This is a genomic window from Streptomyces sp. NPDC059080 (assembly GCF_042739975.1).
Lineage (GTDB): Bacteria > Actinomycetota > Actinomycetes > Streptomycetales > Streptomycetaceae > Streptomyces > Streptomyces benahoarensis.
In genome coordinates, this window is record NZ_JBHYGX010000028.1 from 45017 (window position 1) to 63437 (window position 18421).

Genomic DNA, 18421 nt, shown 5'->3' on the forward strand with positions numbered 1-18421 from the left:
GGGGCGGCCTCCGGTCAGCTCAGTCCGGCCTGCCGGGCCCGTTCGACCACCGGGCCGATGGCCTCGGCGAGCGCCGCGACATCCTCGGCGGTCGAGGTGTGGCCCAGGGAGAAGCGGAGCGTGCCGCGGGCCAGCTCGGGCGAGGTGCCGGTGGCGAGCACCACATGGCTGGGCTGGGCGACCCCGGCGGTACAGGCGGAGCCGGTGGAGCAGGCGATGCCCCGGGCGTCCAGGAGGAGGAGCAGGGAGTCACCCTCGCAGCCGGGGAAGGAGAAGTGCGCGTTGGCGGGGAGCCGTCCGGCCGGGTCCGGGTCGCCGCCGAGGACGGCGTCGGGGGCGGCGGCGCGTACCGCCTTGATCAGGTCGTCACGGAGGCCGCCGATCTCGCGGGCGAACTCCTCGCGGTGCGCGACGGCGTGGTGGGCGGCGGCGGCGAAGGCCACGATCGCGGGGGTGTCGAGGGTGCCGGAGCGGACCTGGCGCTCCTGGCCGCCGCCGTGCAGCACGGGCACGGGCGCCCACTCCCGGCCCAGCAGCAGCGCGCCGATGCCGTACGGGCCGCCGATCTTGTGGCCGGAGACGGTCATGGCGGCGAGTCCGGAGGCGGCGAAGTCGACCTCGGTCTGGCCGACCGCCTGCACCGCGTCGGCGTGCAGCGGGATACCGAACTCCCGGGCGACGGCGGCGAGTTCGGCGACCGGCTGGAGGGTGCCGATCTCGTTGTTGGCCCACATGACGGTGGCCAGCGCGACATCGGCGGGGTTACGGACGACGGCCTCGCGCAGCACGTCGGGGTGCACCCGCCCGTACGAGTCGACGGGCAGCCACTCCACGCGGGCGCCCTCGTGGGTGGCGAGCCATTCCACGGCGTCCAGGACGGCGTGGTGCTCGACGGGACTGGCCAGGACGCGGGTGCGGGCCGGGTCGGCGTCCCGGCGGGACCAGTACAGGCCCTTGACCGCGAGGTTGTCGGCCTCCGTGCCGCCGGCTGTGAAGACGATCTCGCTGGGGCGGGCGCCGAGGGCGGCGGCGAGGGATTCGCGCGCCTCCTCGACGGTGCGCCGGGACCGCCGTCCGGCGGCGTGCAGCGAGGACGCGTTACCGGTGACGGTCAGCTGAGCGGTCATCGCCTGCACCGCTTCGGGGAGCATCGGCGTGGTGGCGGCGTGGTCGAGGTAAACCATGGTGCCCCGATTCTACGGGCGGCCGTCCGGGCCCCCGGGGGCGCATGTCCGGCGCGCGGGGGCGCCGCCGCGCCGCACCGCCCGCGTGCCCGCCGGCGGGCCTCTCGACGCCTCCGTAAGGAGTCATCAGCTGGCGGTCATGACATCAGCAGGCGGAGTTCCTGGCGGCGGGGAGCGCGCCCCGGGACGTGAGCCGCCTCGCCCCGGGCCGGACGGTCGGCCGGTCCGCCGACGCGACGCTGCCGGGCATCGCGACGCCGCGCCCCGGCCCGGACGCTCAGCCCCCCAGCGGCGCCCGGGCCAGCTGGCGGGACTGGGCGACGAGGCGGTCGGCGGAGTCCCAGACCTCGGCGTCCTCCTCCAGGAAGCCGCCGGCGAGGTTGCGGGTGGTGATGGCGACGCGCAGCGGGCCCGGTGCCGGGCGGCAGCGGATGTGGCAGGTCAGCTCGACGGTCGGCACCCAACCGGAGAGGCCCAGGTCGAAGGCGGTGGGCGGCATCGCGTCGACGGTCAGCAACAGGGAGAGCGGGTCCGGGTCGCGGCCGTCGGCGAGGCCGAACCAGCCGCGCATCTCGCCCTTGCCGGAAGGCGCGCCGACGGCCCATCCCGAAGTGGCCGGGTCGAGCCGGATGTCGAGCCGGTCGGCGATGGCGGTACTGCCCGGTATCGCCGATCCGCCGCCGGGTGCGCTGTCGGTGCCCAGGCAGTGCTCATACGGGGGCAGCTCCGGGGGCTTGGCGCTGGTGCGGACGTCGTCGGGGAGCGCGGCGAGGTCGCCGTAGGAGGCGAGCACCCGCATCCGCTCGACCTCGGTGCCGTCCGGCGCGGTCTGGACGAGGGTGGCGGTGCCGGTCGACATGGTGCGGCCGGTGCGGACCACTTCGGTGCGGAGGGTGGCGGGCCCGGGGACGGACGCCGTCAGGTAGTGCGCGGTGACCGAGAACGGGTCGGGGTGCGGCAGGGCGTCGCCGAGCGCGCGGCCCATGAGGGCGAGGAGGTAGCCGCCGTTGACGGCCTGAATGATCGTCCAGCCCGCGGAGAGCTGTGCGTCGTAGCGCCCCGGGGCGCGGCGCACCACGGCCGTATCCCGGTCGAACTCACTGTTGCCAAGGGTCACCTGTGCCATGGCCGGAACGCTACACCGAAAAGTTACCGACCGGTAGTGTCGGTTTACGGCGCCCTGTGGGGAGCCGCACCGCCCCGGCCTGGGATGATCCCGGCATGCTGCACGTGCTCTACCTGTTCGGTGTCGCCGCGTTCGCCGCGAGCGGCGTGCTCGCCGCGTACCGCGCGAACATGGACCCCTTCGGCGGTCTGGTGCTCGCCTTCGCCGCCTCGATCTCCGGCGGCACGCTGCGCGATCTGATCCTCAACCGGTACCCGCTCTACTGGACGCACGACTGGGTCCTGCTGACGTTGATCATCTGCGTCGGCGTGGCCACCATGGTCTATCTCCGCTTCTGGAGCCTGCCGCGGAAGTCCCTGCTGGTCGTGGACGCGGTCGGGCTCGCCGTCGTCACCGTGATCGGGGCGCGCGCCGCCATCGACGCGGGCGCCACCCCGCTCGCGGTGATCATCCTGGCGGTGCTGACGGGCGTGGCCGGTGAGGTCATCCGCGATGTGCTCTGCGGGGAGTTCCCGCCGCTGCTGCTGCGCGAGGACGTCTACGCCATCGCCGCGCTGGCCGGCGCCACCCTCCTGCTGGCCCTGCACCATCTCGGCATCGGCGGCACCGCGGCCACCGCCGCCTCCGCCGGACTGGTCTTCGCGCTGCGGATGGGCGCGGTCTACTTCGGACTGCACCTGCCCCGACCGCACCGGCCGGCGCACCACGAGGGCGCGGACGACTGACGCGGCCGGGGCGGCGGCCTCACGGCCTGGGTATCAACAGGCCGTTACAGCTTCGGCAGCGGCGGACGGGAGCCGGTGTTCAGCCAGGCGTCGAAGAGGTCGCCCAGCCGCTGGCCGGAGATCTTCTCGGCCAGCGCGATGAACTGCGAGGTCTCGGCGTTGCCGTAGCGGTGGGCCGCGGTCCAGGCGGGCAGCAGCGCGAAGAACGCGGTGTCACCGATGCGTTCGCGCAGCGCCTGGAGGGTCATCGCGCCCCGGTCGTAGACCGCATCGGAGAACATCGTGTCCCGCTGCGGATCGGCGACCTTGATCTTCCAGAACGGGTCGTCCGCGGGATGTGCGGCGTACGCCTCGCGGAACGCGTCGTGAGCGCTCTTCGTGCCCTTGTGCTCGCCCCACAGCCACTGCGCGTAGCTCGCGAAGCCCTCGTTGAGCCAGATGTGCTGCCAGTCCTTGACGGAGACGGAGTCGCCGAACCACTGGTGGGCCAGCTCGTGGACGATGGTGGACTCGTTGCGGACCGCCGAGTAGGCGGGCTTGGACTGCACCTCCAGGGAGAAGCCCGCCTGCGGCATGTCGTCGACGATGGCGCCGGTCTCCTCGAAGGGGTACGGCCCGAACACCTTCGACCAGTAGTCCGTGGCCTCCGCCGTGACGCCGTAGACGTCGACCTTCCCGGCGGGCAGCGTCGGGTCGGTGGCGACGTAGATGGGCGTGCCGCCGGGCGTGGTGCCGGTGCGGACGTCGAACTTCCCGATCGTGGCGGTGGCCAGATAGGTCGCCATCGGGCGGCTCTCCCGCCAGTGGGCGTACGAGCGGCCGCCGCGCTCGCCGGAGTCGATCAGCCGCCCATTGGAGACGCCGGTCAGCCCCTTGGGCGCGTCGATGCGGATGTCGTACGTCGCCTTGTCGCCGGGATGGTCGCTGGAGGGGAACCACGTGGACGCGGCGTTCGGCTCGCACGCCACGAAGACGCCGTCCTTCGTCTTCATCCAGCCGTAGTCGGAGCCGAAGATGATCGGCCCGCCGAGCGGCTGGGGCACGCCGCTGTAGGTGACGGTCACCCGGAACGTCCGGCCGTCGCGCAGCATCCGCGCCGGCCGGACGGTGAGTTCGTCACCGGATCTGGTGAACCGCGCCGGGCGGCCGTCGACCCGGACGGCGGCGACATCGAGTTTCTGCAGGTCGAGGTCGAAGGCGCTGAGGTTCTGGGTGGCGCGGGCGGTGAGCGTGGTGCGGCCGTCGAGGCGTCCGGAGGAGGGGTGGTAGCTGACGCCCAGGTCGTAGTGGAGGGCGTCGTAGCCGCCGTTGCCGAGGTTCGGGAAGTAGGTGTCGCCCGCGCCGGGCGCGCCGGGAGTGCCGACGGGTGCGGCGGCGACGCTGCCGGGGGCGGCGGCCACGCCACAGACCGTGGCGGCGACGGTGCAGGCGGCGGCCAGGGAGAGCAGCCGGGGGCGGCGGAGCGCGGATACGGAGAGTGCCATGGTGAGCCCATCTCTTCGAACACACGGATGCGGGATTCGTACGGGGCACAGCGGGCCGACTCTGCACGCCGCCGCGGCTCCCGGCGCGGGACTTTGCCAACTCGTCACGCGGGCCCGGGACTTCCCGCCATCCGGGCACGGGCGGCCCGGCCGCACACGGCGCGCCCCTGGCAGGCGGCCCTGGCAGACGCCCCTGGCAGGCAGCCCGGCCATGGTGGCCGATCGGCGCCGTACGCGAACACGCCGCGGTGGGCGCCGCGTTGCGGGGCGCGGCGGCCCACCGGGGCGTACACGGGCGCGACGTGCGGGTTCGCCGCTACGGGACGGAGCCGCGGTCCGGGTGGCGGCTTCGCCCGAAGAGGGAGAAACACCGCCGGGGCACGAAGGGTTGCACGGCGCCCCGGAAAGAGATGCAGACCGGCCAGAATTCAGCCAGGATAATTGGATCACCAGAGGGAGAAGGATCGTCAATTTTACTGTTTCTTTAGTTGTCTGAATGAGCCCGGCGCCTGTTAATCTGACGTCCGTCATCCCAAGACCGCGGAGAGGGGCAAGCGGCATGATCAACTCACCGGGCGCCCGCCCCTGTCATATGGATGACGATCCTCCGGAGCCGTACTGACCCACGCGACGGAACCCTCGATTACGTCGCGAAATACGGAATCCGTTCTCCGATGCCCTCCCCGGCATTTCCTTTACCGCCACCATTCCGGGCAGGTCTTTTCCGGTCCGGAATGTGCTGACGCGCGGTTTTTCCACCGCTGAACAGGTACCACCCGTGCGCCGCCCGGCCGCACACCTCCCGCAGCATCACGAGTTCCCGCTCGCCCTACGCAACGGAGGAACGCCTGTGCCCCCGCTCGCCTCACCGCTCGCTCCCGCCCTGCCTTCGCCCGGCGCGGCGCCCTTGCCCCGGCCCCCTTTAGCCACCGCTTCAGCCACCGCGCCCGAGACCGGCGCCTCCGTCGCCGTACCGCAGCTCCCGGAGGCGGAGCGGACACCGCCCGGCGACGCCGACGCGTTCGACGCCCGGCTCGACGCGGCGCTGGACGCGCTCGGCACCCGCATCGGCCCCCTCTTCGCCCGCCCCGAACCGCGCGCCCAGGCCATGCGGTACGTCCGTGCGCTGCTCGGCGGCACCGGCGCCGGGAACAGCTGGCGGCTCGCCCACCGCGTCGGCGACGGCTCGCCCTGGCGCATGCAGCGGCTGCTCACCCGGGCCCGCTGGGAGCTGGACGCCTTCCAGGACGCGGTCCGCGGCCAGGTGCTGGAACACCTCGGGCACCCCGACGGCGTGCTGACGCTCGGCCAGATCGACACCGTCAAGAAGGGCGACAAGTCGGTGGCCGTCGCCCGCCAGTACGCCACCGCCGCCCGCCGCGTCGAGAACTGCCAGACCACGCTGCTCGCCTCCTACACGTCGCCGCTGGGCACCGTCGTCCTCGACCGTGAGCTGTATCTGCCGCCCTCCTGGGCCGAGGACGCCCAGCGCTGCCACCAGGCGGGGGTGCCCGCCGACCGCACCGCCCACCGGCCCCGGACGGAGCTGGCGCAGCGCCTCGTGGAGCGGGCCCACGCCGCCCGGGTCCCGTTCGCCTGGGTCAGCGGCGATCTGACGCGCGGCCAGGACGCGGGGCTGCGCGGCTGGCTGGAGCAGCGGGCGACCGGCTATGTCCTGCCCGTCTCCGCCGGGTACCCGGTCCGCACCGTCGGCGGCCCGGCGCTGCCCGCCGGGGTGCTGGCCCGCAGCGCCGCGGGGTCCGGTGTGCCCGACGCCCTCTCACCGTCCTGGGAGTGGTCGGCGGTGCCGCTCGGCGCGGCCGGGCCCGGCGGCCTCGTCCGTCTGCTGCTGACCCGCCGCCACCCGGGGACCGGACGCACCGGCCACCATCTGGTGTACGCGCCGCAGAACACCGCCGTGCCCGTGCTCGCCGCCGTCGCGCGCGGCGGGTGGCACACACTGCGCGCCGCGCCCGGGGCGTGCGAGAGCGTGCAGTTCACCCGTACCGAGGTCCGGACGTGGACCGCGTGGTACCGCCACACCGCGCTCGCCCTGGCGGCGCTCGGTGTTTACGCAGCCGCGGGCGCGCCGCACGGAAAAGTACCGCAGTAGCTTCCCCGTATCGCAGGGTGCACCGCATTCCATTGCGTGACGCGAGCGGAGTCTGCTTTTCTGAGAACGTGACGGTCGGCGGTATTTTCCCGCCGCACCGCATCACCACGGTGGGGAAAGGAGATGCCTTCCGCTCCCCCTCACCGGTAATCCCTGTATGTCGTTCGCACCGAAATCCTTCTCGGGTTGATTCCGACGCCGGTAAGACCCCTCACATGGGAGTGTGCGTAGACCATCATGGTAACGACCACCAACACGCCGACCGACGGATTTCCGCCCGGCGTATCCCTCGCGAACGCACCGTCGCCGATCAGGGGGGAATCCCCGGAGCTGCGCCTCGCTCTGGCCTCGCTGCAGGCCCAGGCGCAGACGCTGAACGAGCTGATCCGGACCACCGTCGACGCGCTGGCCTCCCCCCAGGCTGCGCCGGTGCCGGGCACCCGCGCCTTCGCCGAGATCGCCCGCCGCACCGTGCCCCGCTGGCACTTCGCCATGCTCAACGACACCGCGCGCAACGAGGCGCTGGCCACCGCCGTGCGCCGCGCGATCCCGCCGGGCGCCACCGTCCTGGACATCGGCTCCGGCACGGGGCTGCTGGCCATGGCCGCCGTCCGGGCGGGCGCCGCGCACGTCTACACCTGCGAGGGCAATCCGCTGCTCGCCGAGATCGCCCGGCAGATCATCGCCGAGCACGGCATGTCCGGCTCCATCACCGTGTTCACGAAGTTCTCCACCGCCATCGAGGTCGGACGGGACCTGCCGCGCCGGGCCGATGTGCTGATCTCCGAGATCGTCGACTGCGGGCTGATCGGCGAGGGGCTGCTGCCCACCGTGCGCCACGCCCGCGAACATCTGCTGGCCCCCGGCGGCGTGATGATGCCGGTCTCCGCCCGCCTCCACGGCCAACTGGTCGACAGCCCGGCCATGGTCAACCTCAACCGGGTCCACGAGGCGCACGGCTTCGACGTGTCGCTGATGGAGACCGTCGCCACCCGCGGCCACTTCCCGGTACGGATGCACACCTGGCCGCACCGGCTGCTCTCCGACCCGTTCGAGATGGCCGCGTTCGACCTGGCGCACGATCCGCTGCTGCCGGGCAGCCGCCGCCTGACGGTCCCGGTCACCACGGACGGCCGGGCGCACGGTCTGCTGTCGTGGTTCTCGCTGAAGCTGTACGACGGCCTCGACCTGTGCAATGCGCCGGACAATCCGGAATCGCACTGGATGCAGGCGCTGCTCCTCTTCGACAAACCGGCATCCGTCACCGCGGGCGAAAGCCTCGACGTGGAACTGCGGTGGACGGAAACCCAGCTCACCGTCGTCTGAACCGCACCGTCAATCTTCGGACCAGAAAGGCACCGTGACATGAGCCACGCGCCGAATGCGTACGTTCCTTTCGAGCTGCACGGCCAGGAACTCCGCGATGCGGTCGTCCGGTACGCGAGCAATCCGATCTACCTCGACAACGAGGAGTGGCAGAACAACGACAACCCGTACCGCCGCCAGCTGCGCCCGCAGGTCCTGCCGCATCTGGATTACGATGCCGTGCCCGGCCGCGAGAACATTCTCGACTACAGCAGTCTGGCCGTGCAGCGGGTCCTCACCAGCGTCTACGAGGCGGATCTGGTATTCCTCCCCAAGTCCGGCCTGAAGGACGGCAAACAGGAGGACTTCCAGCAGTTCTACAGCCCCAGCAACCGCGCCCTCGGCGAGGCGATACGACCGGCGCTGGAGAAGTACGCGTTCGGTTTCCTCGACGACGAGGTCGAGATCTCCGGAAAGTGGACGAAGGAGAGTTTCCACGCCTACATCGAGTCGCTGGGCGCGGACGATCCGGCCGAGGCGTCCCTCACGGAGAAGGCGATCCTCTCCTCCACCGACCGCGAGCGCGCCGCCCGGATGTGGCTGATCCAGTTCGCCCCGGACTTCCTCTCCGAGGCGTCGCCGATGATCCGCAACGTCCTCGGGCACTACGGCGCCACCCAGTCCGAATGGTTCAAAATCATCATCGACGAGTACGGCTACGGCGTCCATGACACCAAGCACAGCCGCCTCTTCGAGCGGACGCTGGAGTCGGCGGGGCTCGCATCCGACATCCACCGGTACTGGCAGTACTACCTCAACAGCAGCCTGCTGATGAACAACTACTTCCACTACCTGGGGAAGAACCACGAACTGTTCTTCCGCTACGTCGGCGCCCTCTACTACACCGAGGCAACGCTCGTCGACTTCTGCCGCCGCGCGGCTTCCGTCCTCACCTCGGTATTCGGTGACAAGGCCGATGTGGAGTACTTCACCGAGCACGTCCACATCGACCAGCACCACGGCCGGATGGCCCTGGAGAAGCTGATCGACCCGCTCATCGAGGAACACGGCGAGCACATCATCCCGGAAATCGTCCGCGGTATCGAGGAGTACCGCGTCATCCAGGCGGTCTCCGACGACGATTTCGCCACCCAGATCGCCTGGATGGACAAGGGGCCGGAATTCAAGAAGCTGCACGCGCCGGTGTGGGAGGCGATCGAGAGCGGCAAGGTCACCGCACCCGTCGCCGATATCGTCGAACCGTACGGCGAACTCTCCAACACCCACTGCCATGACGGCGACGAGCTGTGCCACATCGTCTCCGGCACCATGAAATTCGTCAGCGGATTCGACTCGCACCAGATCCTCGAAGCCGGTGAGGGAACCGTCATCCAGAAGAACCGGCTGCACGGCGCCATCATCGAATCCGAGGAATGCGTCTACCAGATCCACTCCGTGGGGGACTACAAGAAGTGCTTGTCCTGACGTTCGCGGCCACCGGCCGCGGGAATTGCGTGGAGGTCGACGGCACACCGTACGTGTACGTGCGGACCGCGTCGGGATCCTTCGTCATGCGTGCCGACTGCCCGCACCGCGGCGGCCCGCTCCATCTGGCCGCCGAGGGGCCCGAGGGCAAGTCCCTGATCTGCCCCTGGCACGAGCGGCGCACCGCCACGGTGCGGATGCGGCAGCGGATTCCCGCCGTCCGCACGGGGCGGACGGTGCGGGCCGTCCTCCCCCATCCGCCGCAGGCCGAGGTATCGCACCAGCACCGCCCGCTGTCACCGGCGCTGGCCTGCTGATCCGGCGGCGCGCCCCGCGCCGCCGACCGGCCGGTGCCGTGCCCGGACTCCCCATGGTCCCGGGCACGGCACCGGCCTGACCGCGCCCGCCCGCGCACGAGCCAAGGAGCGGCAGTGCCCGGCCTTCTCTTCCTCAGCACCTCCCTGCTGGTCATCGCCACCCCGGGCCCCGATGCCGCGCTGGTGACCCAGCTGGTACTGCACACCGGCGCACGGCGCCCGGCGGCGGTCACCGCCGTCGGCATGATCACGGCCGGTGCGCTGCACGGCGTGCTGGCGCTGACCGGCGTCGCCCTGTTGCTGCGCACGGATCCCCGGCTGCTGACCGCGCTCCAGTGGTGCGGGGCGGTGGTGATGCTCGTCTGGGGGCTGAGGGCGGTCCGGGCGGCGGTACGGGGGCCGGGGGCGGCGGACGTCGGCGCCGGCCAGGAGGCCGGAACCAGACCGGGAGCGGGCGCCGGGGCCGAGGCCGGGCCCGGCTCCGGCGCCCCCGGGCGCGGGCTCGGCTCCACTTCCGGGCTCGGCTCCCGCTCCCCCGCTCCGCCCGCCGCCCGCGCCGCACGCCGCTACTTCTGGACAGGGATGCTCTGCACCGGCGGCAATCCGAAGGTGGGACTGTTCCTGCTCGCGTATCTCCCGCAGTTCGTGCCGCCCGGTGCGCCCTGGGCGCTGAGCATGGGCGTGCTGACCGGCGTCTACCTGGCCCTCGCGGCGCTCTGGCTGGCCTGTGTGATCTCGGCGGTGCATCTGCTGCACGGGCTGGCCCGCTCCCGGCGGCGCGCACCGCGGGTACCGGGGCGCGGACTGCGGCTCGTCGACGGCGTGGTGGGCGTGGTCTTCATCAGCCTCGCGATCAGGCTGGCATGGCACTGAGGGGACGGCTGCGGAAGCGGGTCACGACAGGGACCGGTGGCGGGGCCGCACCGCGTCGAAGGGTCGGCTCAGGCACCCGCCTCCAGTTCGAGCAGCAGCCGCTTGGCGGCGAGCCCCCCGGCGTACCCGGTGAGCTTCCCGGAGGCGCCGACCACGCGATGGCAGGGCAGGACGACACAGAGCGGATTGGCCCCCAGGGCCACGCCGACCGCCCGCGCCCCGCCCGGCCGCCCCAGCCTCTCGGCGAGCTGGGCGTAGGTGAGGGTGTGGCCGTACGGGATGAGGCCGGTCAGGGAGAGCACCACCTCACGGCAGAACGGGGTGGCCAGCCGCAGATCCATGGGCAGGGCGAAATCGCGGCGGCGACCGGCGAGGAAGTCCGCCAACTGCTCGCGCACCTGTCCCAGTTGGGCTTGTTGCGGCGCGGACACCCCCGCCTCCTCCTCGGTGCAGCACGGCGTCACCCGGGAGAGCTGCTTACGGACCTCCTCGGGGAAGGCGAAGCCGCAGTAGAGCAGGGCCTCGTCGGAGACCGCGAGCGTCATCCGCCCGACAGCGGTCTCCTGTGTGGCGAGGCCCACGCTCTCCGGCTCGGCCTTCTTCTTCCTGGACATGACGGACTCCTTCGGGAAGCAACAACGGTCGGCGAACGGGATCGCCCCGGCGCCGCACCGGGCGGCCGCGCGACCGCGCCGACCGGCCCGGCGGAGGTGGCGCCGCCCGGCGCGGACGCGGGGCGGCCCGCGTGCGCCGCGGCGGTCAGCTCATGCGGCGAGCGGCCGACAGGACCGGCACGGTCGGTATCCGGCCCGGCGGGCATCGCGGGCGGACCGGAAGGGGACTTGGTGCCGCGGGGTGATGCGGCGGGCGTGCGCGCACAGCGGATGGCAGTAGATATGGGTGGTGTCGCTGCCGAGGAAGACGGTGTGCGTCCGCACCAGCGCACGGACCCGCTCCGGGCTGATGCCCTCCGCCTCCCGCAGCGCCGCGCCGACCACCCCGCCGTACGCCGCGTCGTGCGGCACCCCCTCGTCGTCCGTGACGCGGTGGCAGGGGATGAGCAGCTGTATCGGGTTACGAGCCAGCGCCGCGGCCACCTGCACGGTACCGTCCCGGGGCGCACCGTCCTGAAGCGCGCCGCCCGGAGGCTCGGCGTCCGGGACCGCCGCCCCCTGAAGCCCGGCCTCCCGCACCACCCAGGAGATGGGCCGCAGTTGCCCGTACGGGATCGAGCGGACCGCGTCGAGGACGGCGGACTCGGTGTCCGTCAGCCCCGCCCCCGCCAGATCGATCCGCAGCTGCCGGGCGCGGCCGGTCCGCACCGCGGGGCGGACCCCGGGCGCGGTCGCGGTGCCCGGCACCGCGCTGCGGCCCGTGACCGCCAGATGCCGTTCCTCGAAATCACGCGCCGTGCCGACCACCGCGGCCAGGACGGCTCCCGTCACCGCCGGGCCGCTCTGTGCCACATACAGCCCCCCTGCGGGGGCCTCGACACGGACATAGGTGTCGTAGCGGTCCTCGGGGATACCCACATACTGCAGCACCTTCAGTTCGAAGGGGGTCGGGCCGGTGTCCGCCAGCTCCGCCAGCGCCCGCGCAAGCGCCGGTTCACCGGTGCCCTGCCCGTTCACTCCTCCACTCACGTCCTCACCTCCCTCAGGTGTGCCGCTTCCGGCCCCAGTAATTCCCGTAACGCCAACAGGCCCCGTGACACCTGCGCCTTGACCGTGCCGACCGGGCACCCTTGCACCTCGGCGACTTCCGCATAGCTCATGCCCAGTACGTGCCGCATCACGACCGCGGTACGGAAGCGCTCGGGCAGCTTGCCGAGGGCGGCGCCCAGCATCTCCCGCTCCGCGGTCCGCGACGCCCACTCCTCCGGGCCGGGACCGGTGTCCGCCCATCTGTCGGAGTAGTCCTCCACGGAGGCGGCCGAGACCGGGCGCCGGACCTTGGACCGGATGTCGTTGCGCCACACATTCGTGGCGATGCTCAGCAGCCAGGCCCGCGGACGCAGTTCCCGGCGGCGCCCCGGCGTGTAGTCCCGCAGCGCCTTGTAGGCCCGCAGGAAGGTCTCCTGTCCCAGATCGTCCGCCTCGGTCGCCGACCCGGTCACGCGGTACAGGTAGGTGCGCACGGCCGAGCCGTGGATCCGCACCAGCTCCGAGAAGCCGCCGTCCAGATCCCGGGCCAGATGCTCGGTCAGTCGCTCAGACATCTCGTCCTTCACCCAATGGACACCGTTGACACTTCGCCAGTTCCGCGGAATGCGGGGATTGCGGTTACGCATCGGGCCCCACCGCTCAGTCGAGCAGCGCGGCCCGGTCGCCGGTGCGTATACCGCCGGGGCGGATCACTTTCGCGTAGATGCCGAAGCACATTCCGCTGGATTGCCGGAATGTCTTGAGGATGCGCCCGTCGTAGGGCAGCCCCTCCCGGTCGTGGTTGACCATGACGCAGCGTTCGGTGCGCTCCACGACCTCGAACCGCGCCTCGCCGACGGCCAGCGTCCGGCCCACCCAGGCGTCCTCCACGGGGCCGGTGGCCTCCGCGGTGTCGAGCAGGATGTTGGGGCGGAAACGGCGTACGTCGATGACGGAGTCGGGCAGCAGCGCTCGGGCGTGGGCCAGGGACGCGGTCGTCACGAGGTGGACGATGCCGGGCCCGGCGTCGAGCAGCGGGACGTTCTCCTCGGTGGCGAGGGTGACGTCCTTGCCCAGTGCCTTGGAGAGCGCCTCGTGGACGCCGGGGTCGTCGCCGCGCCACCGCTCACCGCCGGGGAAGGCGATACAGGGCACCTCGCCGTCGTACCGCGAGGAGAAAAGGCGCAGGTCACGGGTGGAGGCGAACCTCGGGGTGCTCTTCCCCGCGCCGTACTTGCCCTTCGGTGTACGGACGGCCCACAGGCGGTCGCCGACCACCCCGCGGGCATCGATGTCGAGGGCGGTGTGCCGCTCGCCGAGCATCGACTTCACCGGGAAGCGTTGCAGAAGGCTGACGGTGCCGGCGGCGGTACCCGCGCCGACGTCGGTGGTGTCCGGCACGTTCAGTGCTCCTTCCAGAACTCGCGCAGCAGAGTGTGGACGGTCTCCGGCTCCTCGACATGGCCGAACGAACCGCTGCGCTCCAGCATTTCGAAGCGGGTGCGCGGCGCCCACTCGACGAACTCCCGCTGCATCGCCGGGTAGAGCGCCCGGTCGTACCGTCCGGCCAGGACCATCAGGGGCGCCTCGATCTCCGCCAGCCGCGGCCGGAAATCGGGGATGCGGGGGATTTCGCCGCCGACGGTGAAGTCGACGTCGGCGCCGCAGAAGAGGGGGTAGAGCGCGAGGTTGCGGGCGCCCGGCTCGGTGGCGAGCAGCGAGGCGTGGTCGGGGTTGTGGAAGCGGACCGGTTTCACGGCGGCGGCGAACTCCGCCTGCATGGCCGGGTCGGTGGAGGGGACGCCCTGCTCCCGCAGGGCGGTGATCCGCGCCCACACCTCGGGGAACTGCAACTCCAGCTCCCGGTTGATGTTCTCGTGGTTGAGCTGCCACATCTGCGGGCTGTGCAGGCTGTTGGCGAGGGTGAGGGTGCGTACCGTCTCCGGCTGGTCCAACGCCAGAGCCTGGCCGAGCAGTCCGCCGTAGGAGAAGCCGTAGAGATGGACCGGGCCCAGATCGAGGGTGGTGAGGAGGGCGGCGATATCGGCGACATCGCGGGCGAAGGTCAGCTCCGTGAGGTCGTCGGGGGTGTCGGAGCGACCGCGTCCGTGCAGGTCGACGTAGAGGACGCGGTGGTCGGAGGCGAGCGCGTCGAAGTGCGGGTGGAAGACGACATGCGATCCGGCCGGGCCGAGTCCGGCGAGCAGCAGGACGGGGTCGCCCTGCCCTTCGCTCTCCACCCAGAGGCGGTGGCCGTTGACTTCGTGGTACGCGCCGTCCGGGTGCCGGACGGCCGGTGCGTCGTGGGACATGGTTCCGCTTCTTTCTGTTCCATGTGGTGCGTTGTCGCGTGGTGCGGTGTTTGGTGCGGTGCCGCGTGATGCGGTGCGGCGCCGTCAGACGGGATCCAGGCGGAGGCGTTCCTCCATGTGCCGTACCGCCCGGCAGTCGGCCTCGACCTGCTCGGGGTCTTCGTGGGCGAGGACCACGAAGCCCAGCGAGAGGGTCTGCAGCAGGTCCTGGGTGACGCCCAGACGCTGGCCGTTGCGGAGGTGGACGGCGGAGTGGTGGAGCGACGGCAGGTCCTGGACGGCGTCGAAGACCTCGGCGTTGGTGACCGTTCCGGCGGCGCGGCTGATGAGGAACACCACCCGCGTGTGGCGGTGCAGGTCGAAGCCGTCGGGTATCTGCGCGCCGGGGCCGCCGAGCACGCTGCGGACGGTCCGGTCGATCTGGCTGTCGCCGGTGGCGTGGCGGTTGAACGGGGGGTGGCCGCCGCCGTGCGGGCGGGCGTTCAGCTCGATGAGGCGGGGGCCGTCGGCGGTCCACATGATCTCGACATGGGCGGCGCCGAAGCGCATGCCGACGGCGTCCAGGACGCCGCGGGTGTAGTCGGTCAGTTCGGCGACGACCGGGTCGCCGGGGGGCAGCCACTCCATCGTCGAATAGACCGCCATATGCGGTCCGTTGTCGACCTTGGAGTAGCGGGTGACGTCGGCGACGGTGTGCCGCCCGTGGTGGCTGAAGGTGTCGACGACGTACTCGGTACCGGTGGCGTACTCCATCAGCAGCATGCGGTCGTTGATGACGTCCCACTGGTTGGGGCTGCCGAGCTGTTTCTCGAACGCCTCACGCCACCCTTCACCGCGCGGCAGGCGTTCGACGCCGTCCGTGCTGGCGCTGCGGGGCGGCTTGATCACCAGATCGCGGCCGGTCAGCCCCGCGCGGGCGATCCAGGCGCGGGCCTCCTCGGGGTCGGCGGTGCAGATCTGGGCGAGGGTGGGCAGCCCTGCGGCGGCGACGGCGGCGGCCATCGCGCCCTTGTCGCGCCGGGCGGCGGTCAGGCCGGGGACGTTGGCGGTGGCGGGCAGGAGCCGCGCGGCGAGCAGATCGGCCAGCTCCACGCCCGGGTCGGCGCCGGCCACCACACAGCTCGGGGCCAGCTCCCGCAGCCGGGCGACGACCGGCTCCCACGCGCCGTCGTACCGGATGATCTCGTCGAAGTCCTCCGGATGCCACGACGGGGCGTAGACCGGCATGACCTCGGGGCGGGAGAGGACGGCGACCGTCCGTACGCCCGCCTCCCGGAAGGCCGGGGCGAAGTACATGCCGGAGGAGTACGGGTCGACGATGACGGCGGGGCCGGGCGCGCCGCCCGCGCCGGGGTGGTCAGTGGTCATGGGGCGTGCCTCCTTCGGCAAGTGCGGCGGCGGCGTGGCAGAAGCGCTCCCAGGCGTCGTCGACCGCGGGGCTCAGCGCGCGGGCGCGGACGGCGGCGTGCACCAGGCCCTCCTCGATGACCAGGTGGACGGCGGTGCCGTGGTTCCGGAGGTTCTTGGCGTACTCCTCGGAGTCGATGCGGAGGGAGTCCATCTCGGCGCCCATGATGTAGGCGGCGGGCAGCCCCTCGAAGGTTCCGGAGACCAGCGGTGAGACATAGGCGTCGGCGGCTTGGGCGGCGTCGGGGCAGTAGCAGGCGGTGTAGTACTCCATCTCGCCGCCGGTGAGCAGCGGGACGTCCTCGCCGCCGTGCCGCCAGCGGGTGAAGTCGAGGACCGGGCTGATCAGCGCCTGGCCGCGGAGCGCGGGGCCGCGGCGGTCCCGGCTCATCATGGAGAGCACCACGGCCATGTTGCCGCCGGAGCTGTCGCCGCAGACGACGACGCGCTCCGGGTCCACATCGAGGCGGTCCGCCTCGGCGACCACTCCGCACAGGGCGCCGTAACAGTCCTCCAGCGCGGTCGGGAAGGGATGCTCGGGCGCCATCCGGAAGTCGAGGGCGATGGTGGTCAGCCCGGAGCGGGCGGCGAGTTCGGCGACGGCGGTGTGGTGGGTCTCCAGGGAGCCGACGACGAAGCCGCCGCCGCGGATGTAGAGGAGCACGCCCCGGCCCCGGCGCCGCTCGGGCCGGTAGACCCGGATGCGGTGCTCCTCGCCGCCGTGCCGCACGGTGTCGTCGGCGTGGCTGACGCCTTCCGGTTCTTCGTAGGGGAATTCGACGGTCAGGCCGTGGTAGAGGCGGCGCTGTTCGGCCACCGGGTGGCGGTAGAAGTCCGGCGGCATGGCGTTGTTGCTGCGTTCGACGAATTCCTCGATACCGGGCGCGTAGGGCATGTGCGGTCTCTCCTCACGTGCGGGCCGCTGGTGCGGCGGACGGCGGCGGTGACGGGCGGGCCGGAAGGGGCCGGTTCAGGTGTCGAGAGGCTGGGTGGCGGCGGTCGGCTGTGCGGGGAGCGCGGCGTCCGCGTCACCACCGGTGTCCGCGTCACCACCGGCGTTCGTGCCGCCGCCGTCCGCCGGGCGGGCCGGGCCGCGGAACTGGGCGCGGATGCCCTTGCGGAAGAGGACCGGCAGGCACAGGACCGTGCCGAGCGCGCCGACCCAGACGGCCGCGCTGAGGCCGAATCCGGCAATGACGCCGGAGGCCAGGGCGCTGCCCAGCGGGATGCTGCCCCACAGCAGGAAGCGCTGGACGGAGTTGACGCGGCTGAGGAGTTCGGGCGGGGAGTCCGTCTGCCGCAGGGTCTGGGAGGTGGGGCCGAAGGCGCCTTCCCCGACGCCATGGATGACGCTGCCGATGACGAGCCCGGCGATCGACCCCAGGCCGCCGGAGAGCGGCATCAGCACCAGGCCGAGGACCGAGACGGAGGCGCCGGTGATCAGCGTGCGGGCCATGCCCCAGCGCTCCACCATCCGTCCGCTGAGCAGATTGCCGACCGGGAATCCGGCGGCCGCGGCCCCCACCACCAGGCCGGTGCCGACGGCCCCCAGATGCAGTTCCTCGCGGCTGTAGAGCACCAGGGACGCCTCGACCATGGTGAGGAAGAGGACGTAGACGGTGCCGCAGAGGATCACCGGCTCCAGGCGGGGGTGCTGCAGGAAGAACCGCAGCCCCTCGCGGACGTCCCGGATCAGCCAGCCGCGCTCGCGGGCCTGTTCCTGCACCGGTTTCTTCGGTTCGCGGGTGCGGATCCACAGCACGGCGAGCACGGAGAGCGCGAAGGTGAGGGAGTTCAGCGCGACCGCCGCCGCCACCCCGACGAACGCGATCACGGGGCCCGCGATGACCGGGCCGAGCGACCGGCTGACCGATTCGGAGAAGAAGAGCCGGGCGTTGCCGCGGTGCAGCTTCTTCGTGCCGGTGAAGAGCACGGGCAGATAGGAGGTGTAGGCGACCTGGAAGAAGACCGTGCCGCATCCGGCGACGCCGACCAGGGCCAGCAGGCCGATGAGCGAGAGGGTGTCGGTCAGCGCGAGCACCGCGATCAGGGCGAAGCAGGCGGCCTGGAGGGCATCGCAGCCGATCATGACCGTGCGCCGCGGCAGCCGTTCGATGATCGCTCCGGCCGGGAGTCCGAGCAGCAGGAACGGGCCGAAGAGGAACATCGGGATCAGGGCCGCCTGGGCCGGGGTCGCGTCCAGCGCCGCCACGGCGAGCAGTGGCAGGCCCAGCACCATGACCTGGTCGCCCAGCAGGCTGGCCGACTGGCCGGCCCACAGCTTGGCGAAGTCACGGTCGGCTCCGGCCGCTTCCTCGGCAGGGGTTTCGGTGGTCATGATCGGACGCACTCCCGTCTCTCCGGACCACGGGAGGGCGTCGGCCGGTCACGGCGCCACCGGCGCCGCGGGACCGCCTGCCGTCCCGTCTCACAGAAGAAACACCGGG

17 protein-coding genes are annotated in these 18421 nt (G+C 72.0%); 6 read left to right on the forward strand and 11 right to left on the reverse strand.

The window, feature by feature from the left end; all coding sequences use genetic code 11:
* Positions 1-14: 14 nt before the first annotated feature.
* Positions 15-1184, reverse strand: coding sequence for a cysteine desulfurase family protein (locus tag ACFWWQ_RS21150; RefSeq protein WP_384598333.1), 1170 nt, complete (start codon positions 1182-1184; stop codon positions 15-17).
* 277 nt (positions 1185-1461) lie between these two features.
* Positions 1462-2310: a thioesterase family protein gene (locus ACFWWQ_RS21155; protein WP_384598335.1), complete on the reverse strand. Its 849-nt coding sequence runs from the start codon at positions 2308-2310 to the stop codon at positions 1462-1464.
* A 95-nt stretch (positions 2311-2405) separates the two neighbouring features.
* Between ACFWWQ_RS21155 and ACFWWQ_RS21160 the strand changes: the two genes are divergently transcribed.
* Positions 2406-3035 carry a trimeric intracellular cation channel family protein gene (locus tag ACFWWQ_RS21160; RefSeq protein ID WP_384598337.1) on the forward strand — a complete coding sequence of 210 codons (630 nt, stop codon included), beginning with the start codon at positions 2406-2408 and terminating at the stop codon, positions 3033-3035.
* A gap of 44 nt (positions 3036-3079) precedes the next feature.
* On the opposite strand, the gene ACFWWQ_RS21165 is transcribed toward ACFWWQ_RS21160, so the two are convergent.
* Positions 3080-4519: a M1 family metallopeptidase gene (locus ACFWWQ_RS21165; RefSeq protein ID WP_384598339.1), complete on the reverse strand. Its 1440-nt coding sequence runs from the start codon at positions 4517-4519 to the stop codon at positions 3080-3082.
* An 850-nt stretch (positions 4520-5369) separates the two neighbouring features.
* Between ACFWWQ_RS21165 and ACFWWQ_RS21170 the strand changes: the two genes are divergently transcribed.
* The 5 genes from ACFWWQ_RS21170 to ACFWWQ_RS21190 all read left to right on the forward strand — a co-directional run bounded on the left by ACFWWQ_RS21170 (position 5370) and on the right by ACFWWQ_RS21190 (position 10612).
* The gene (locus ACFWWQ_RS21170) at positions 5370-6632 is read left to right on the forward strand and encodes an IS701 family transposase (RefSeq protein ID WP_384598341.1); all 1263 of its coding nucleotides are present in this window, start codon (positions 5370-5372) and stop codon (positions 6630-6632) included.
* 237 nt (positions 6633-6869) lie between these two features.
* Complete coding sequence (locus ACFWWQ_RS21175; protein ID WP_384598343.1) at positions 6870-7958, forward strand: 50S ribosomal protein L11 methyltransferase; 1089 nt, start codon at positions 6870-6872, stop codon at positions 7956-7958.
* 39 nt (positions 7959-7997) lie between these two features.
* Positions 7998-9422, forward strand: coding sequence for an iron-containing redox enzyme family protein (locus tag ACFWWQ_RS21180; RefSeq protein ID WP_384598345.1), 1425 nt, complete (start codon positions 7998-8000; stop codon positions 9420-9422).
* Positions 9410-9739 carry a Rieske 2Fe-2S domain-containing protein gene (locus ACFWWQ_RS21185; RefSeq protein ID WP_384598347.1) on the forward strand — a complete coding sequence of 110 codons (330 nt, stop codon included), beginning with the start codon at positions 9410-9412 and terminating at the stop codon, positions 9737-9739. Before ACFWWQ_RS21180 ends, ACFWWQ_RS21185 begins: the two co-directional genes overlap by 13 nt.
* Before the next feature lie 114 nt (positions 9740-9853).
* The gene (locus ACFWWQ_RS21190) at positions 9854-10612 is read left to right on the forward strand and encodes a LysE family translocator (protein WP_384598349.1); all 759 of its coding nucleotides are present in this window, start codon (positions 9854-9856) and stop codon (positions 10610-10612) included.
* 68 nt (positions 10613-10680) lie between these two features.
* On the opposite strand, the gene ACFWWQ_RS21195 is transcribed toward ACFWWQ_RS21190, so the two are convergent.
* From ACFWWQ_RS21195 to ACFWWQ_RS21230, 8 genes are all read right to left on the reverse strand, one after another.
* On the reverse strand, positions 10681-11226 hold the full coding sequence (locus ACFWWQ_RS21195; RefSeq protein WP_384598351.1) for a methylated-DNA--[protein]-cysteine S-methyltransferase: 546 nt from the start codon (positions 11224-11226) through the stop codon (positions 10681-10683).
* Positions 11227-11376: 150 nt separating this feature from the next.
* Entirely contained in the window at positions 11377-12255 is an 879-nt protein-coding gene (locus ACFWWQ_RS21200; RefSeq protein WP_384598353.1) for an MGMT family protein, read from the reverse strand.
* Complete coding sequence (locus ACFWWQ_RS21205; protein WP_384598355.1) at positions 12252-12830, reverse strand: RNA polymerase sigma factor; 579 nt, start codon at positions 12828-12830, stop codon at positions 12252-12254. Before ACFWWQ_RS21205 ends, ACFWWQ_RS21200 begins: the two co-directional genes overlap by 4 nt.
* Positions 12831-12915: 85 nt before the next feature.
* On the reverse strand, positions 12916-13656 hold the full coding sequence (locus ACFWWQ_RS21210) for an MOSC domain-containing protein (protein WP_384598357.1): 741 nt from the start codon (positions 13654-13656) through the stop codon (positions 12916-12918).
* A 2-nt stretch (positions 13657-13658) separates the two neighbouring features.
* Positions 13659-14567: an alpha/beta fold hydrolase gene (locus tag ACFWWQ_RS21215; RefSeq protein WP_384598359.1), complete on the reverse strand. Its 909-nt coding sequence runs from the start codon at positions 14565-14567 to the stop codon at positions 13659-13661.
* 84 nt (positions 14568-14651) lie between these two features.
* Positions 14652-15935 (reverse strand): ATP-grasp domain-containing protein, encoded by a 1284-nt coding sequence (locus tag ACFWWQ_RS21220; RefSeq protein ID WP_384598361.1) that lies wholly within the window; start codon positions 15933-15935, stop codon positions 14652-14654.
* Positions 15925-16869, reverse strand: coding sequence for an alpha/beta hydrolase (locus ACFWWQ_RS21225; RefSeq protein WP_384598363.1), 945 nt, complete (start codon positions 16867-16869; stop codon positions 15925-15927). Before ACFWWQ_RS21225 ends, ACFWWQ_RS21220 begins: the two co-directional genes overlap by 11 nt.
* Before the next feature lie 75 nt (positions 16870-16944).
* Entirely contained in the window at positions 16945-18312 is a 1368-nt protein-coding gene (locus ACFWWQ_RS21230) for an MFS transporter (RefSeq protein ID WP_384598365.1), read from the reverse strand.
* Between the last annotated feature and the right edge of the window lie 109 nt (positions 18313-18421).

What these genes read in the sequence shown, in the direction of transcription:
- ACFWWQ_RS21150 (WP_384598333.1), bottom strand. Translation starts at nt 1,184, where the DNA reads ATGGTTTACCTCGACCACGCCGCCACCACGCCGATGCTCCCCGAAGCG.
- ACFWWQ_RS21155 (WP_384598335.1), bottom strand. Translation starts at nt 2,310, where the DNA reads ATGGCACAGGTGACCCTTGGCAACAGTGAGTTCGACCGGGATACGGCC.
- ACFWWQ_RS21160 (WP_384598337.1), top strand. Translation starts at nt 2,406, where the DNA reads ATGCTGCACGTGCTCTACCTGTTCGGTGTCGCCGCGTTCGCCGCGAGC.
- ACFWWQ_RS21165 (WP_384598339.1), bottom strand. Translation starts at nt 4,519, where the DNA reads ATGGCACTCTCCGTATCCGCGCTCCGCCGCCCCCGGCTGCTCTCCCTG.
- ACFWWQ_RS21175 (WP_384598343.1), top strand. Translation starts at nt 6,870, where the DNA reads ATGGTAACGACCACCAACACGCCGACCGACGGATTTCCGCCCGGCGTA.
- ACFWWQ_RS21180 (WP_384598345.1), top strand. Translation starts at nt 7,998, where the DNA reads ATGAGCCACGCGCCGAATGCGTACGTTCCTTTCGAGCTGCACGGCCAG.
- ACFWWQ_RS21195 (WP_384598351.1), bottom strand. Translation starts at nt 11,226, where the DNA reads ATGTCCAGGAAGAAGAAGGCCGAGCCGGAGAGCGTGGGCCTCGCCACA.
- ACFWWQ_RS21205 (WP_384598355.1), bottom strand. Translation starts at nt 12,830, where the DNA reads ATGTCTGAGCGACTGACCGAGCATCTGGCCCGGGATCTGGACGGCGGC.
- ACFWWQ_RS21215 (WP_384598359.1), bottom strand. Translation starts at nt 14,567, where the DNA reads ATGTCCCACGACGCACCGGCCGTCCGGCACCCGGACGGCGCGTACCAC.
- ACFWWQ_RS21220 (WP_384598361.1), bottom strand. Translation starts at nt 15,935, where the DNA reads ATGACCACTGACCACCCCGGCGCGGGCGGCGCGCCCGGCCCCGCCGTC.
- ACFWWQ_RS21225 (WP_384598363.1), bottom strand. Translation starts at nt 16,869, where the DNA reads ATGCCCTACGCGCCCGGTATCGAGGAATTCGTCGAACGCAGCAACAAC.
- ACFWWQ_RS21230 (WP_384598365.1), bottom strand. Translation starts at nt 18,312, where the DNA reads ATGACCACCGAAACCCCTGCCGAGGAAGCGGCCGGAGCCGACCGTGAC.